Here is a 14,138-nt window from a genome sequence, read left to right as displayed (position 1 = left end):
AGTATATTAATCGGTTTTATTTATTCTGATATTTCCCGTTACGGAAGTCAGCGTATACTTAGCATCCCCTTCTGGAAGGTATTCTTTGGTTATTTTACCGTATTTACTAACAGCATTTATATCTGCATTTATAGCATGTACAAAAATACCTCCGCTTTGCGTATGAACTTTTACCTTTTTAGATACATTAAAAAGCTCACAACTACCGTCGCTTAACGAAACATCCAGCCCTTTATAATCTCCTTCTGCAGTTATATTACAACTTGTACCGAAGACGGTAACATATTTATGGCGAGGCAACATAACCTTTAATGAAATTGAGACTACTTTATGAGCACTAAGCTTGTCATTAGGATTATGAAAATTGGGCTGAAATCCACTACTTATCATTATAGAGCTACCTTCCTCTTTTACCGACAATATAAGGTCTTTTTTATATTCACCATCAATAATTGCCTCAACAGACATTTCATGACTCTCCGACGTTTCTAAAACTAACTTGTAACAGTTGTTTACGTCAATATTAATTGCCGTAACCGCATCATTGATCAGTGTTTTTTTCACCACCTTTTGCGCAGTCAAGAGATTGACGAAGAAAAAGAAAACAAGGAAACTCTTCATTTTTTTGGATGTAAAAAAAGCCTACAAGAACTAATTTCTTGTAGGCTCCCAATATTTTAATCTCGCTAAAATTACTTCTGCATATTCTTTGCCTCAATACTTAAAGTAGCATGAGGGACAAGTTTAAGACGCTCTTTAGCAATTAATTTACCTGTAACACGACAAATACCATAGGTTTTGTTCTCTATACGCAAAAGGGCATTTTTTAAATCTCTAATGAATTTCTCTTGACGTATAGCTAACTGTGTGTTCGCTTCTTTACTCATCGTTTCAGAACCTTCTTCAAATGCCTTAAACGTTGGCGAGGTATCATCTGTACCATTATTACCATCGTTCATATAAGAACTCTTCAATAAGTCTAAATGACTTTTTGCCTTTTCGATTTTGTCCTCGATCAATACTTTAAATTCGGCAAGATCCTTGTCCGAATACCTAACTTTTAAATCTTCTGCCATTATATTAATGTTTTTCAATAAATAATTTAGTTGTTACTTCATCAAAAGAAACCTCCGTTCCTTCATCCAATTTTTCCTCAAAAACAAGTTCGGCGGTCAGTGTTTCAGTCTTAATATAATCTAAATTATTAAATACCGCTTTTTCCACAAAACCGTCTTTAAGAATTTTCACGTCAATTCTATCGGTCACTTCAAATCCAGAATCTTTTCTTATGTTCTGAATTCTATTTACAAGCTCCCTAGCAATACCTTCTTCTCTTAAATCTTCGTTGATTGTTACGTCCAAAGCTACAGTAATAGGTCCTGAACTAGCCACCAACCAACCTTCAATATCTTGAGAGGCTATCTCTACATCTTGCAATTGTAATGTAATAATTTTATCGTCAATATCAAGTGAAATTTCGCCGTTCTGCTCAATTTTTTGGATATCATCTTGATTCAACTGACCAACTGCTTGGGCAATTTTCTTCATATCCTTCCCAAATTTAGGGCCCAAAACCTTAAAATTAGGCTTAATCTGCTTCACCAAAATACCAGATGCATCGTCCAGTAATTCTATTTCCTTAACATTAACCTCAGACATAATAAGATCAGCAACAGCTTCTATCTCATGCTTCTGATTTTCATCCAAAACAGGTATCATTACCTTTTGTAAAGGCTGACGCACTTTTATTTTTTCTTTCTGACGGATAGAAAGCACCAAAGACGAAATAGTCTGCGCTTTCTCCATCTTACTTTCCAGGTCCTTATCTACAATTGCCTCATTATATACCGGAAATTCCGCCAAATGTACACTTTCAAAAGACTCTGTATGAGTCGTATTTGTTAAATCTTTATAAAGTCTATCCATAAAGAACGGAGCAACGGGTGCCGACAATTTAGCCACCGTCTCAAGACAGGTATATAGTGTTTGATAGGCAGAGATTTTATCTTTCTCATACGTACCTTTCCAGAAACGCCTTCTACACAAGCGCACATACCAGTTACTTAAATTCTCCTGAACGTAATCTGAAATAGCACGTGTTGCCTTAGTAGGCTCATAATCGGCATAAGCTTCATCAACCGTTTTAATCAACGAATGAAGTTCCGATAAAATCCATCGGTCTATTTCTGGTCTTTCGTTCAACGGAATTTCATCCTCCGAATAATCAAAAGCATCTATATTGGCATACAGACAGAAAAAAGAATAGGTATTATAAAGTGTCCCGAAGAATTTTCGTTTTACCTCAACTATTCCTTCTGTGTCAAATTTTAAATTATCCCAAGGATTGGCATTAGAAATCATGTACCAGCGCGTAGCATCTGCTCCGTGCTCGTTCATGGTGTCAAAAGGATCTACCGCATTCCCAAGACGCTTAGACATCTTCTTACCTTCTTTATCCAATACAAGGCCGTTAGACACTACATTTTTATAGGCTACGGAATCAAAAACCATAGTACCAATAGCATGTAGCGTATAGAACCAACCTCTGGTTTGATCTACTCCTTCTGCGATAAAATCTGCAGGAAACGTCTTACCCTCATCAATGAGTTCTTTATTTTCGAATGGGTAGTGCCATTGCGCATACGGCATGGAACCACTATCAAACCACACATCAATAAGATCGCTTTCGCGTTTCATGGGCTTACCTGATGCTGAAACCAAAATAACACCATCCACAATATTCTTGTGAAGGTCTATTTTATCGTAATTTTCTTCGGAAAGATCACCGACGATAAAATCATCAAAAATATCTTTTTCCAGGACTCCCGCAGCAACTGCTTTAGCCATTTCTGACTTCAACTCAGCTACTGACCCAATCATTATTTCTTCTTTACCGTCTTCCGTTCTCCAAATAGGAAGCGGAATGCCCCAATACCTTGATCTAGAAAGGTTCCAGTCATTAGCATTAGCCAACCAGTTACCAAAACGGCCTTCGCCAGTTGATTTTGGCTTCCAGTTAATTGTCTTGTTCAATTCGAACATGCGGTCTTTAACATCGCTGATCTTAATGAACCATGAATCTAACGGGTAGTATAAAATAGGCTTGTCCGTACGCCAACAGTTAGGATAACTGTGAACATACTTCTCTACTTTAAAAGCCTTGTTCTCTTCTTTTAATTTTATAGCAAGCTCAACGTCTATTGATCTTTCTGGTTCTTCACCTGTTTCATAATATTCGTTTTTGACGTATTTACCGCCAAACTCTTTCATTTCAGGACGAAATCTACCTTGTAGGTCGACCAAAGGAACCGGATTATTATTTTCGTCAAGTACTAATAACGGTGGTATTTCTGGGGATGCCTGTTTAGCCACCAAGGCATCATCCGCACCAAAAGTAGGCGCTGTGTGTACAATACCGGTACCGTCATCTATAGTAACAAAATCTCCTGAAATTACACGAAATGCATTTTCAGGATTTTGGTAAGGGAGAGCATATTCTAATAATTGCTCATATTTTATACCGACCAAATCTTTACCAACAAATTCTTTTACGACATAGAAAGGTATTTTTTTGTCTCCAGATGTATATTCTAATAATTCTGGTTTAGTCTCAACTTGCTTAAACTTTCCAGAAAACTGTTTACCCACCAAGTTCTTGGCAAGTACCACGTTCATAGGTTTAAATGTGTACTGGTTGTACGTTTCTACCAAAACATAATCAATATTTGGACCAACGGTCAATGCCGTGTTGGAAGGAAGCGTCCACGGTGTAGTTGTCCAAGCTAAGAAATAAACATCACCTTCGTTCTGAAGAAAATCTGGTAATGATTCTTCTATAGCTTTAAATTGAGCAACCACGGTAGTATCCGTAACATCTTGATACGTTCCTGGTTGGTTTAATTCATGCGAACTTAGACCTGTACCTGCTTTTGGCGAGTAAGGCTGAATTGTATAGCCCTTATAAATAAGACCCTTGTCATATATCTCTTTTAATAGCCACCAAACGGATTCCATGTATTTTGGCTTGTAAGTAATGTACGGGTCTTTCATATCTACCCAATACCCTACTTGCTCCGTCATACGGTTCCATACATCAGTATAGCGCATGACCGCTTTTTTACAAGCTGCATTATATTCTTCTACAGAGATTTTTTTTCCAATATCCTCTTTGGTGATACCTAGTTCTTTCTCAACACCCAACTCAATTGGTAGTCCATGGGTATCCCATCCGGCTTTTCGTTTTACCTGAAAACCCTTCATGGTCTTATACCTAGGAAAAATATCCTTAATGGTTCGCGCCATTACGTGGTGAATACCAGGCATACCGTTTGCCGATGGCGGACCCTCGTAAAATACATAACTAGGTTTACCCTCTCTAGAGGAAACACTTTTCTCAAATATTTGGTTTTGTTTCCAGTAATCGAGTATATCCTCAGCTACTTTTGGCAAATCCAATCCTTTATATTCCGCAAACTTCATAATAAGTGGCTCTACTGCATTAATTTAAGGCTGCAAAATTAGGGATTTTTACCCGAATTAAATCGATTTGAAAGAATTGAAATACGGCTCGGAAAACAACTTTGTAAGAAAATGTTAAAATATAGCGTCCAAAATGTCGTTTGATACGTATATCACAAAAACAATTAAACAAAACTTTAAACACAAAATCATGAAAAAAGTAATTTTAGGTTCCGTTTTAATGCTTGCCTTGAGTATGTCTTTCGTTTCTTGTAGAGAAGCTGCTGATAAAGCAAAGAGTGCTACAGACGAAGCTGGTGCTGCAATGGAGCAGGCTGGTGAAGATGCTAAAGAAATGGGATCTGATGCCATGGATAAAGCAAGTGAAGCAGGTAGCGAAGCTATGGACAAAGCTGCTGAAGCAGGTGAAGATATCAAAGCTGGTGCAGAAGATGCAGCTAGCGATTTGAAATCTAAAGCTGAAGCTGCTGGTGACGACATCAAAACAAAAGCTAATGACGCTGCTGATGACGTTAAAGCAAAAGCAAAAGCTGCTATCAACTAATTATTAGTTATACTTATTATAACATAAGAACCCCGGCCTATGGCTGGGGTTCTTTATTTTTAGACTTTTCTGTAGTATTAAAACCGGTATCCCACCCCCAGAACCAAATTTATACCTGGGGCAGAAATTCCTGAAGAATATGAACGATACCGTTGATCTGTAAAATTCTCAAGGTTCAAAGAAACTTTAAGAGCATTGGTAACTTCATACTGCGAACGAATATTTAACGTATACCAAGACGGAGAATACGGATTTCCATCATTATCCAAAGCATATAAGTATTCTTTACTGCGTTCAGAAGTTGCCAAATCATAAAACAGAATCTCTCCGTTATAGTTCAAGAACAAATCTGTTTTTAGTTTTTGGTTCTTATAAACTAGATGTAAATCACCAAAAGTAGGTGAAACATGCCTTCCTGGGGACTCTGTACCATCTTCCTCTTCCTCTATACCCTCGGTGATAGTCAAATTAGAAACTATTGATATATTATCCGTAAAGAAAGCTTCAACCCCAAATTCAAAACCATAAACAAAAGCCTTCGCAGCATTCTGAATAGCTTGTACGCTACTCAATTCACCATTGTACATAATTTCATCTTCTCCATCAAACAAATAATCTCTACGTACCAAAGCATCTACCAAGTAGGTATAGAACGCCGCACTTTTAAAAACCAACTTATCATTAAAGTTTTTTTGAACACCTAATTCCATATTATAAGCATACTCGGGCTCTAAGTCAGGATTTGGGACCACTACGGCACCAGGCTCGGAATCAAATATTTTACCAACGTCATCTATATTAGGCGCTCTAAACCCTGTTGAACCATTTAAAGTAATCTGTAAATCTGCCTTTGGAAACCAGCTGAAACCCAAACTACCGGTTAAGGCGCCATTATTAAGATTGGCATCGTCAAAAGGAAACGAGTAATAAGTCTTATCAAAAGTAGCATCAATCCAAACATGACTGTACCTAAGGCCGGAAAGTAAAGTAAAATTAGGCTTGGCTTTATATTCTCCATTTACATAACCTGCCAAAGTTTGCCAAGTTGAGCCATCAGGATATCTAGAAGCTGTACCAGAAACTATATTGGTTTCTATATCTTCTTGACTACCCACAGAACCAACTTTGTTAAATATATACTCACCTCCATAATACAGGCGCAGGTTACCTATCTTCTTATTTTCAAAATCGATGTTAGTAGAAATTGCATCTACTTTCTCTTCTGTTGAATATCTAATTACATCCTGAAAACCCCTGTCATTACGGCTTTCCTCAAAATGTTGATACGCGGTAGTTATTTTTAATCCGTCGTAAAAAATACCCTTACCCCTTTTATTCATTTGTAAATTACCCATGAACCACTTCTGAGGCCCGTAAAACCATTCTGCAGAACGAAGCCCGTCTCCAGAACTATTAGGCCGTATTAAACGATCATATCTGTCGTAATCTGATGTTTCAGAATAATGAATACCTAAATCGTATTGCCAGGTATTATTAGGTTTATAGGCTATTTTTTGCATCAAATTAAATTGATTATAACCCGTAGGATTCTGTTCTTTAGGATTTTCATTGGACACAAGAACATCGGTTCCGTTGACGGTTGATACATATTGATTTCTCAAATACGACTCAGGGCCGTGAGATCCCATTTTCATATTATCAAAACTGTTGTAAGAAGCGCTCGTTAGAAAGGCCCACTCCTTTTTACCCAAATTAAAATCTACATGAACCGTATTTTCTGTATTGACCGAAGCAAAACGATAGCTGGCATTACCGGAAAAAGTAAGGCTATCGGAATTTGAAAACTCTGCTTTTTTTGTATAAAAATTCATAACGCCACCAATAGCATCACTACCGTAAATAACGGAACCCGGACCAAATATTATCTCCGTGCTTTTTATTGAATAGGGGTCTATTGAAATTACATTTTGTAAGTTTCCTCCCCTAAAAATGGCATTGTTCATACGTACCCCATCTACGGATAGCAATAAACGATTGGTAGCAAATCCTCTAATCATAGGGCTACCACCTCCTAATTGGCTTTTTTGAACAAATACTTTACCACTGTTCTGCAATAAGTCTGCTGAAGTCTGTGGGCTTGAAAAAGCTATGTCTCGCGCATCTATAACCGTAATTTTATTGGGAATATCTTTTTTCTGCTGCTCCCATTTTGAAACGGACATGACCACCTCATCAAGCTCTTCTGCTTTCATGACCAAAAAAAATCGGTTTCCATGCCTACGAATCTGACCCGGTGTACTCTTTCTTAACTGATAACTGAGATGACGGAAAGTAATCCGTTCTTCTGATTTAAAAATACTTAGGTTCACCTTTCCATCAAAATCACTAAGTGCTGTTTTTGTATGGTCATTATTATAAATAGCAACGTTCCCTATAGGTTCTCGAGTATCTACATCCAAAACCGTGATTTGCTGCGCAAACCCCACTTGAACACATAAAAAAATAAGTAAAAACAGAACTTTGTTCATACTAGCTAAAGACTTCGTTTAAGATGGCAAGGGATTTTGGTTTTCTAAACCCCTGTAAATGCAACTCATAGAACAGTACAAGCGATTGTAAAAGTTCTTGACGGTTGCTTTTATTCATTTTGATATGATGTATCTCATCAAAATTTATGCCCAAGAAGGTTTTAAAGTACGTAAGATTCTCCCCGGTTAAAATTGGATTTAACGAAAGTATGTTAGTAAACTCACCTTCTAGTAAATCAAAACAACTAAAATCCATCTCTTGCGTATCAGGATAAAACCCCAAATACCGGGTTAGACGAATTAAAAAATAAATATGAAAATTAGAAAATCCGCTTTGTGAATCCAACCATTGCAAAGAGGCTTCAATGAATTCAAAAAGTAATTCATTTGTCTCCTCTTCATGAATACTGTTTGCTAACATTTCTGCCAAAAACAACGTCATGGCATTTTTTGAAATATCTGAATGTAATGTCTGATAGGGATAATTTATTTTAGCTTCCTTAATACTTTCCAAAGACCCTTTATTCCTATGATTAGCAACAATTTCTAACTGGGTCAGTGGCTGGAAATAAGCCGTTTTCAATTTCCCTTTTTTAGAGGACAAAACGCCTCTTAGCAGATATGACTTTACTCCTCCAGATTCTGTAAACGCCTTTACAATTAAACTTGTATCACCGTATTTAATAGATGTAAGAACAATAGCTTTAGTAGTTACCTGCATTTATATGGGTGGCTTTACAACAAAGATAACTTTAAATAGCACGAAATTGAACATATCAATTTCAGGATAGAAAGTAGTGTATACTGAAATAAAAAGGCCTGCAACTTTTAAAAGTTACAGGCCTAAATTATAATAGTGTGTTTCTTTAAATAACACCTTGCGCTAACATGGCATCGGCAACTTTTACGAAACCTGCAATGTTTGCACCTTTTACATAATTACAAAAGCCGTCTTCTTCTTTTCCGTATTCAATACAAGAGTCATGAATGTCTTCCATAATATCACGAAGTCTTTCATCTACTTCTTCTCTTGTCCAGCTTATACGCAATGAGTTCTGTGACATTTCAAGACCCGAAGTGGCCACACCACCAGCATTGGAAGCCTTACCCGGAGCGAACAAAATTTTTGCTTCATGGAATGCGTGAACAGCGTCTGTATCACAAGGCATATTTGCACCTTCAACTACACACATACAACCATTAGCCATCAGCTTTTTGGCGTCACCAACTAGCAGCTCATTTTGAGTTGCACACGGTAGTGCTATATCACATTTAACTTCCCAAGGGGTTTTGCCTTTATGAAATTCAGAACCCTTATACTTTTCGGTATATTCTGATATTCTACCACGTCTATTATTTTTCAATTCCATTACAAAGGCCAACTTATCAGCATCAATACCTTCTGCATCATAAATATAACCAGCAGAATCAGATAACGTAACAACTTTACCTCCCAATTGAATGACTTTCTCCGCAGCGTACTGAGCTACATTACCAGAACCAGAGATAACAACGGTTTTCCCGTCAAAACTATCATTCTTTGTTTTAAGCATACTCTGAGCAAAATATACCGTTCCATATCCTGTTGCTTCTGGGCGGATTTTAGAACCACCCCAAGAAAGACCTTTACCTGTAAGAACACCTGTAAATTCATTTCTAATTTTTTTGTACATACCAAATAAGAATCCAATCTCACGGGCACCCACACCTATATCTCCAGCAGGTACGTCTGTATTAGGACCAATATGACGGCAAAGTTCCAACATAAATGCGTGACAAAAACGCATAACCTCATCATCGGACTTTCCTTTTGGGTCAAAATCAGAACCTCCCTTTCCTCCACCCATAGGCAAAGTAGTTAGACTGTTTTTGAAAACTTGTTCAAAAGCCAAGAACTTTAAGATACTTGCATTTACCGAAGGATGGAACCGCAAACCACCCTTGTAAGGCCCTATTGCCGAATTCATTTGAATACGATACCCCCTATTTACGTGAATTTCTCCTTCATCATCTACCCAAGCTACTCTAAATGAAATAAGCCTTTCTGGCTCAACCATTCGTAACAAAATATTCTTACCATTATATATTTCATTCTTAGCAATATATGGAATTACCGTTTCGGCAACTTCTTGCACCGCTTGAATGAACTCGGGCTCATGCCCGTTTCTCGTTTTGACTTCCTCCATGAAGTCTCTAATCTTAATGTCCATAACGAAATTTTTGTTGAATTTTGATTATAACGACAAAATTATGTTATTTATATAACTCATAGGCCCTTTTTTTAAAAATCCACTAAAATTTAATTAATTGCCTGTTCAAGATCAGTAATGAGGTCTTCAATATCTTCAATACCAACACTCAACCGTATCAATGCATCAACAACTCCGCTTTTTTCTCTTTCTTCCTTTGGAATACTACCATGGGACATACTGGCGGGGTGCCCTGCTAAACTTTCAACTCCTCCTAAAGACTCGGCCAAGGTAAATACCTCTAATTTCTCTACAATCTTAATAGCATCTTCATAACTACCTCCTTTGGTAACAAAAGAAATCATACCACCAAAACCACTCATTTGACTTTTAGCAATGTCATGGTTTGGGTGACTCTCAAAACCAGGCCAGTATACACTTTCTACTTTAGGATGTTTCACTAAATAGTTGGCTATTGCTTCTCCATTTTCACAATGCCGCTGCATACGAACGTGAAGTGTTTTTATACCCCGCAACACCAAAAAGCTATCCATAGGGCCGCAAATAGCACCACTTGCATTTTGAATAAAATAGAGCTCGTCGGCCAATTCTTTATCCTTCACAATTAATGCCCCAGCAACCACATCACTATGTCCACCTAAATATTTAGTGGCAGAATGCATAACGATATCAGCACCCAAATCTAACGGAGTCTGCAAGTAAGGCGTTGCAAATGTATTATCTACCGCCATTAGCACATCATGCTTTTTAGCCAGCTGAGCAACAGCTTTAATATCTATGATGTTCATCATTGGGTTCGTAGGAGTCTCTACCCATATGAGTTTGGTATTTTCAGTAATGGCAGATTCAATCGTTGTGGCATTTTGCATGTCTACGAAATTGAACTTAATTCCAAATTTCTCAAATATCCTTTTAAACAACCTATAAGTGCCACCGTACAAATCATTTGTTGAAACTACTTCATCACCAGGATTGAGCAATTTTATCACCGCATCCATTGCCGCAATTCCACTAGAAAAGGCCAAGCCATAGGTACCATTCTCAATACTAGCCAAAGAATTTTCCAAGGCCGACCTCGTTGGATTAGCACTTCTAGAATACGCATAACCCTTATGCCCACCCGGTGTAGACTGTGCATAGGTAGACGTTTGATAAATAGGAGGCATCACCGCACCATAAGCTGCGTCCGGTTTCTGACCTCCATGAATTGCCTTACTATTAAATTTTAACGTTTTTTCGCTCATTTTTTATAATTATTCGTGTAAATCTATCGTTATATTTGATATTGGATAACCCATTATCGTTTGCTTCACCCCAATGAACTACCTATATGAGAACCCAAGTTACCTATATCATTTTGCTTTTAGTCCTTGTTGGATGCCAAAAAGAGAACAAACTAACCTTTGAGACATTAAGTCTTGATGAGACCCGTTGTTCTGAATGTCCCAACGTAGAAATTAATATTCCTAAGGCTCTGGAAAACTCAAAAATCGCAGAGAGTATTAATACTGCCATTGATGAGGAAATCATAGAAACACTTAATTATGATGATGAACTAGAAGCTACCTCCATTAAGGATGCTGTTCAATCCTTTAGTAATGGATATTGGGAACTTAAAAAATTATATCCAGAAGAAGCCACAAGCTGGGAAGCTAAAATAGAGGGCAAAGTTTCTTATGAGAATGCAGATTTTATTTCGGTGGAACTCAACTCTTACATTTTTACCGGAGGTGCCCATGGCTATAGTTCTCAGCATTTCTTGAATTTCGATAAAAACAAAGCAAAAGAACTGCAAAATTGGGAGATTTTTAAAGACCGAAAAGACTTTGAACAATTTGCTGAGCAAAAATTCAGAAACCAAGAGCAAATTCCCCTAGAAGGCCCAATTAACAGTACCGGGTTTATGTTTGAAAGAGATACGTTTTACCTCCCCGAAAACATAGGGTTTACCGAGGAGGGTATAAAATTGCTTTACAACCCCTACGAAGTTGCATCATATGCCGATGGCCCAATAGTTTTGACGTTGCCTTTTACAGACCTCAAACCTTACTTGGTCAATAGCAAATCGTAATTTTTATTTACCTACTACTTTTAGCAAAGCAACAATTGCACCTGTATGCAACCCTTCATGGTATGCGTTAAAAGCAAGGGCATCATCCGTTGAACTTAAAGTTACTCCAGCACTAGTGGTATACTCCTTATATTCTTGAAAAAGACCGGCTTCATAGTCTTCAACCATCCATTCCAAGGTAGATATTAAGAAATCCGCAATTATCATCATCTCTTCTTCTGTGGCAGTTCCATCAGGTGTGGTTCCCTTCATGAACTTTTGAACTAGTTCATCCGAAACACGCATTTTAAGATGGCTAAACTTATACACCAAGACCTGAGTTGTAATTACCGTATGAGCTATATTCCACCAAATATTGTTATTGAAGCCCGCTGGAATTTCAAGTAGTTGCTCCTTGGGAGTTTCAGTCAATATTTTATATAAACGTTTTCTATTCTGTAAAGTAACATCAAAAAGTTTTTTCAAAGCATTCTCGTTTTAAAGTGGAGGTTAAAAATAGTACAATTGAACTGAATTGGGTTTCTTTGTAAAGTGAAATTATGTTAAGAAAGATGAAAAAAATCTACCACCTCAGCACCTGTGACACCTGCAAACGTATACTTAAAGAACTACAACCTTTGGATGGTGTTGTTCTTCAAGATATTAAAACCGAAGCTATGACTACCGAACAGCTAGAACAAATGCACAAACTCGCCGGAAGCTACGAAGCCCTTTTCAGTAAAAGGGCCCGTCTGTACAAAGAAATGGGACTTAAGGAGAAACAGCCGTCAGAAGCAGAATTAAAAGATTTGATTTTAGAGCATTATACTTTTCTTAAACGACCCGTCATAATTGTAAATGACCAAATTTTTGTGGGCAATAGCAAAAAAGTAGTTGAAGCGGCAAAAGACGCCTTGCACAATTGAATAAACGCACACTCGCCATATTAGCCGCTGTAGGAGCAACGATTATTTACGCCCTAAACCACACCATTGCCAAAGGAGTAATGCCAAATCATGTGCAACCATTTGGGTTTATCATGTTACGGGTTATTGGAGCATCTATATTATTCTGGAGTATTTCATTTTTTGGACCGAAAGAAAAAATAGAAAAAAAAGATTACCCAAGAATGTTTATTTGCGCACTGTTGGGAATGGGTCTGAACATGCTAGTTTTCTTTAAGGGCCTTGCCCTTTCTACTCCAATTAACAGTGCGGTCCTAATTACTACAACGCCTATTATCGTTGTATTGCTTTCTGCAGTTTTGATTAAAGAAAAAATTATTCCCCAAAAAATAGTAGGCATCCTTGTTGGCCTTTTAGGTGCATTGGGCCTTATTTTTTTCGGAACTGAAACAAGACAAGATGCCCCTAATATTCCTTTAGGGAATTTTCTTATCCTAATGAACTCCGTATTTTACGGCTCTTACCTGATTGGAGCAAAAACTCTAATAGCTAAATACCATCCGTTTACTTTTATGAAGTGGTTGTTTACTATGGGGATATTTATTTGCCTTCCGTTCGGGTATCGTGAATTTATTGCCATAGACTGGCCCAACCTGCCTTTTGAAGCTTTATGGAAAATTGTATTTGTAGTCTTAGGAACTACATTTTGCACTTATTTATTTAATATTTTCGCCTTAACCCAACTCAAAGCCTCTACATTAAGTGCCTTTGTATATATTCAACCCTTAATAGGCATTCTTTTTGCGGTTGCCACAGGGCAGGACAAACTAACCACGCTTAAAATAATAGCGGGATGTTTAGTCTTTTTAGGAGTGTATTTGGCGAGTAAAAAACCTAAACCAAATCCTTTGGGGTCCTAGCGAACTTTCTAGTATCTTCCTTGGTAAGCACTCTAAAACCTTCAGCTTTTTCAACAGTACTGAACTTCTCTAACAAATCATCTGTTAAACCAGTTAACTTTCTAGTTTTTAAATCTATCCATGCTCCCATCATCTCACAATGGGCAAAATTTCTTCCCTTGTAATCGTAGAAATTATGATGAAATTCAAAGAACTGGGCATCTTCGCTCATTCCCATAATTTCCATAGAAACTTTTACGGGTTTTCCTGGAAAAGCCTCTTTAAAATAATACATATGCTCATAAAAAACGACAGGACCTATCTCTTTTTCCAACAATGTTTTATGGCTAAAGCCTATTTCGGTTAGATAAGTCATTCGCACGTGGCTCATAAAATTCAAATAAGCAGAATTGGCCAAATGGCGGTTCGCATCAACGTCGCTCCAGCGTATTTCAAAGTCTTTTAAGTACATATTTTATGAATTAATTTATTATGCATGCATAAGAATAACAAAAATAGCATAGTTTTGAAAAAGAGAGGAATTTCTAACCTTAAAATTTAA

At 37.3% G+C, this 14,138-nt stretch carries 13 protein-coding genes; 4 read left to right on the top strand and 9 right to left on the bottom strand.

What is annotated here, in order from left to right:
* Positions 1-6: 6 nt before the first annotated feature.
* The 3 genes from IWB64_RS07245 to ileS form a co-directional block, all read right to left on the bottom strand.
* Complete coding sequence (locus tag IWB64_RS07245; RefSeq protein WP_194533370.1) at positions 7-621, bottom strand: DUF4097 family beta strand repeat-containing protein; 615 nt, start codon at positions 619-621, stop codon at positions 7-9.
* 71 nt (positions 622-692) lie between these two features.
* Positions 693-1,076 (bottom strand): TraR/DksA family transcriptional regulator, encoded by a 384-nt coding sequence (locus IWB64_RS07240; protein WP_194533369.1) that lies wholly within the window; start codon positions 1,074-1,076, stop codon positions 693-695.
* 4 nt (positions 1,077-1,080) lie between these two features.
* Complete coding sequence (ileS, locus tag IWB64_RS07235; RefSeq protein WP_194533368.1) at positions 1,081-4,479, bottom strand: isoleucine--tRNA ligase; 3,399 nt, start codon at positions 4,477-4,479, stop codon at positions 1,081-1,083.
* Between the two features lie 190 nt (positions 4,480-4,669).
* Between ileS and IWB64_RS07230 the strand changes: the two genes are divergently transcribed.
* Positions 4,670-5,023, top strand: a complete 354-nt coding sequence (locus IWB64_RS07230) for a hypothetical protein (protein WP_194533367.1) — start codon at positions 4,670-4,672, stop codon at positions 5,021-5,023.
* Between the two features lie 77 nt (positions 5,024-5,100).
* Here IWB64_RS07230 and IWB64_RS07225 read toward each other — a convergent pair whose 3' ends face one another.
* From IWB64_RS07225 to IWB64_RS07210, 4 genes are all read right to left on the bottom strand, one after another.
* Positions 5,101-7,512, bottom strand: a complete 2,412-nt coding sequence (locus IWB64_RS07225; RefSeq protein WP_194533366.1) for a TonB-dependent receptor plug domain-containing protein — start codon at positions 7,510-7,512, stop codon at positions 5,101-5,103.
* 1 nt (position 7,513) lies between these two features.
* Positions 7,514-8,233: a DNA repair protein RecO gene (gene recO, locus IWB64_RS07220; protein WP_194533365.1), complete on the bottom strand. Its 720-nt coding sequence runs from the start codon at positions 8,231-8,233 to the stop codon at positions 7,514-7,516.
* A gap of 145 nt (positions 8,234-8,378) precedes the next feature.
* Complete coding sequence (gene gdhA / locus IWB64_RS07215; RefSeq protein WP_194533364.1) at positions 8,379-9,722, bottom strand: NADP-specific glutamate dehydrogenase; 1,344 nt, start codon at positions 9,720-9,722, stop codon at positions 8,379-8,381.
* Positions 9,723-9,811: 89 nt separating this feature from the next.
* A complete protein-coding gene (locus IWB64_RS07210; RefSeq protein ID WP_194533363.1) occupies positions 9,812-10,966 on the bottom strand; it encodes a cystathionine gamma-synthase in 1,155 nt (384 codons plus the stop codon).
* Between the two features lie 86 nt (positions 10,967-11,052).
* Here IWB64_RS07210 and IWB64_RS07205 point away from each other — a divergent pair, with 86 nt between their 5' ends.
* The gene (locus IWB64_RS07205; protein WP_194533362.1) at positions 11,053-11,793 is read left to right on the top strand and encodes a DUF3298 and DUF4163 domain-containing protein; all 741 of its coding nucleotides are present in this window, start codon (positions 11,053-11,055) and stop codon (positions 11,791-11,793) included.
* 3 nt (positions 11,794-11,796) lie between these two features.
* Here IWB64_RS07205 and IWB64_RS07200 read toward each other — a convergent pair whose 3' ends face one another.
* The gene (locus tag IWB64_RS07200) at positions 11,797-12,258 is read right to left on the bottom strand and encodes a DinB family protein (RefSeq protein WP_194533361.1); all 462 of its coding nucleotides are present in this window, start codon (positions 12,256-12,258) and stop codon (positions 11,797-11,799) included.
* A gap of 86 nt (positions 12,259-12,344) precedes the next feature.
* Here IWB64_RS07200 and IWB64_RS07195 point away from each other — a divergent pair, with 86 nt between their 5' ends.
* Entirely contained in the window at positions 12,345-12,698 is a 354-nt protein-coding gene (locus IWB64_RS07195) for an arsenate reductase family protein (RefSeq protein ID WP_194533360.1), read from the top strand.
* On the top strand, positions 12,695-13,597 hold the full coding sequence (locus tag IWB64_RS07190) for a DMT family transporter (RefSeq protein WP_194533359.1): 903 nt from the start codon (positions 12,695-12,697) through the stop codon (positions 13,595-13,597). The genes IWB64_RS07195 and IWB64_RS07190 overlap by 4 nt, the downstream gene beginning before the upstream one ends.
* Here IWB64_RS07190 and IWB64_RS07185 read toward each other — a convergent pair.
* Positions 13,572-14,048, bottom strand: a complete 477-nt coding sequence (locus tag IWB64_RS07185) for an acyl-CoA thioesterase (RefSeq protein WP_194533358.1) — start codon at positions 14,046-14,048, stop codon at positions 13,572-13,574. The genes IWB64_RS07190 and IWB64_RS07185 overlap by 26 nt on opposite strands.
* Positions 14,049-14,138: the final 90 nt, after the last annotated feature.

The organism is Zobellia nedashkovskayae, assembly GCF_015330125.1.
GTDB lineage: Bacteria > Bacteroidota > Bacteroidia > Flavobacteriales > Flavobacteriaceae > Zobellia > Zobellia nedashkovskayae.
Note: the sequence above shows the minus strand (reverse complement) of the source record. Positions and strands in the feature narration are given on the sequence as shown.

Bases quoted from the DNA above. Each gene is read 5' to 3' on its own strand.
- IWB64_RS07245 (WP_194533370.1), bottom strand. From the start codon at position 621: ATGAAGAGTTTCCTTGTTTTCTTTTTCTTCGTCAATCTCTTGACTGCG.
- IWB64_RS07240 (WP_194533369.1), bottom strand. From the start codon at position 1,076: ATGGCAGAAGATTTAAAAGTTAGGTATTCGGACAAGGATCTTGCCGAA.
- ileS (WP_194533368.1), bottom strand. From the start codon at position 4,479: ATGAAGTTTGCGGAATATAAAGGATTGGATTTGCCAAAAGTAGCTGAG.
- IWB64_RS07230 (WP_194533367.1), top strand. From the start codon at position 4,670: ATGAAAAAAGTAATTTTAGGTTCCGTTTTAATGCTTGCCTTGAGTATG.
- IWB64_RS07225 (WP_194533366.1), bottom strand. From the start codon at position 7,512: ATGAACAAAGTTCTGTTTTTACTTATTTTTTTATGTGTTCAAGTGGGG.
- recO (WP_194533365.1), bottom strand. From the start codon at position 8,233: ATGCAGGTAACTACTAAAGCTATTGTTCTTACATCTATTAAATACGGT.
- gdhA (WP_194533364.1), bottom strand. From the start codon at position 9,722: ATGGACATTAAGATTAGAGACTTCATGGAGGAAGTCAAAACGAGAAAC.
- IWB64_RS07210 (WP_194533363.1), bottom strand. From the start codon at position 10,966: ATGAGCGAAAAAACGTTAAAATTTAATAGTAAGGCAATTCATGGAGGT.
- IWB64_RS07205 (WP_194533362.1), top strand. From the start codon at position 11,053: ATGAGAACCCAAGTTACCTATATCATTTTGCTTTTAGTCCTTGTTGGA.
- IWB64_RS07195 (WP_194533360.1), top strand. From the start codon at position 12,345: ATGAAAAAAATCTACCACCTCAGCACCTGTGACACCTGCAAACGTATA.
- IWB64_RS07185 (WP_194533358.1), bottom strand. From the start codon at position 14,048: ATGTACTTAAAAGACTTTGAAATACGCTGGAGCGACGTTGATGCGAAC.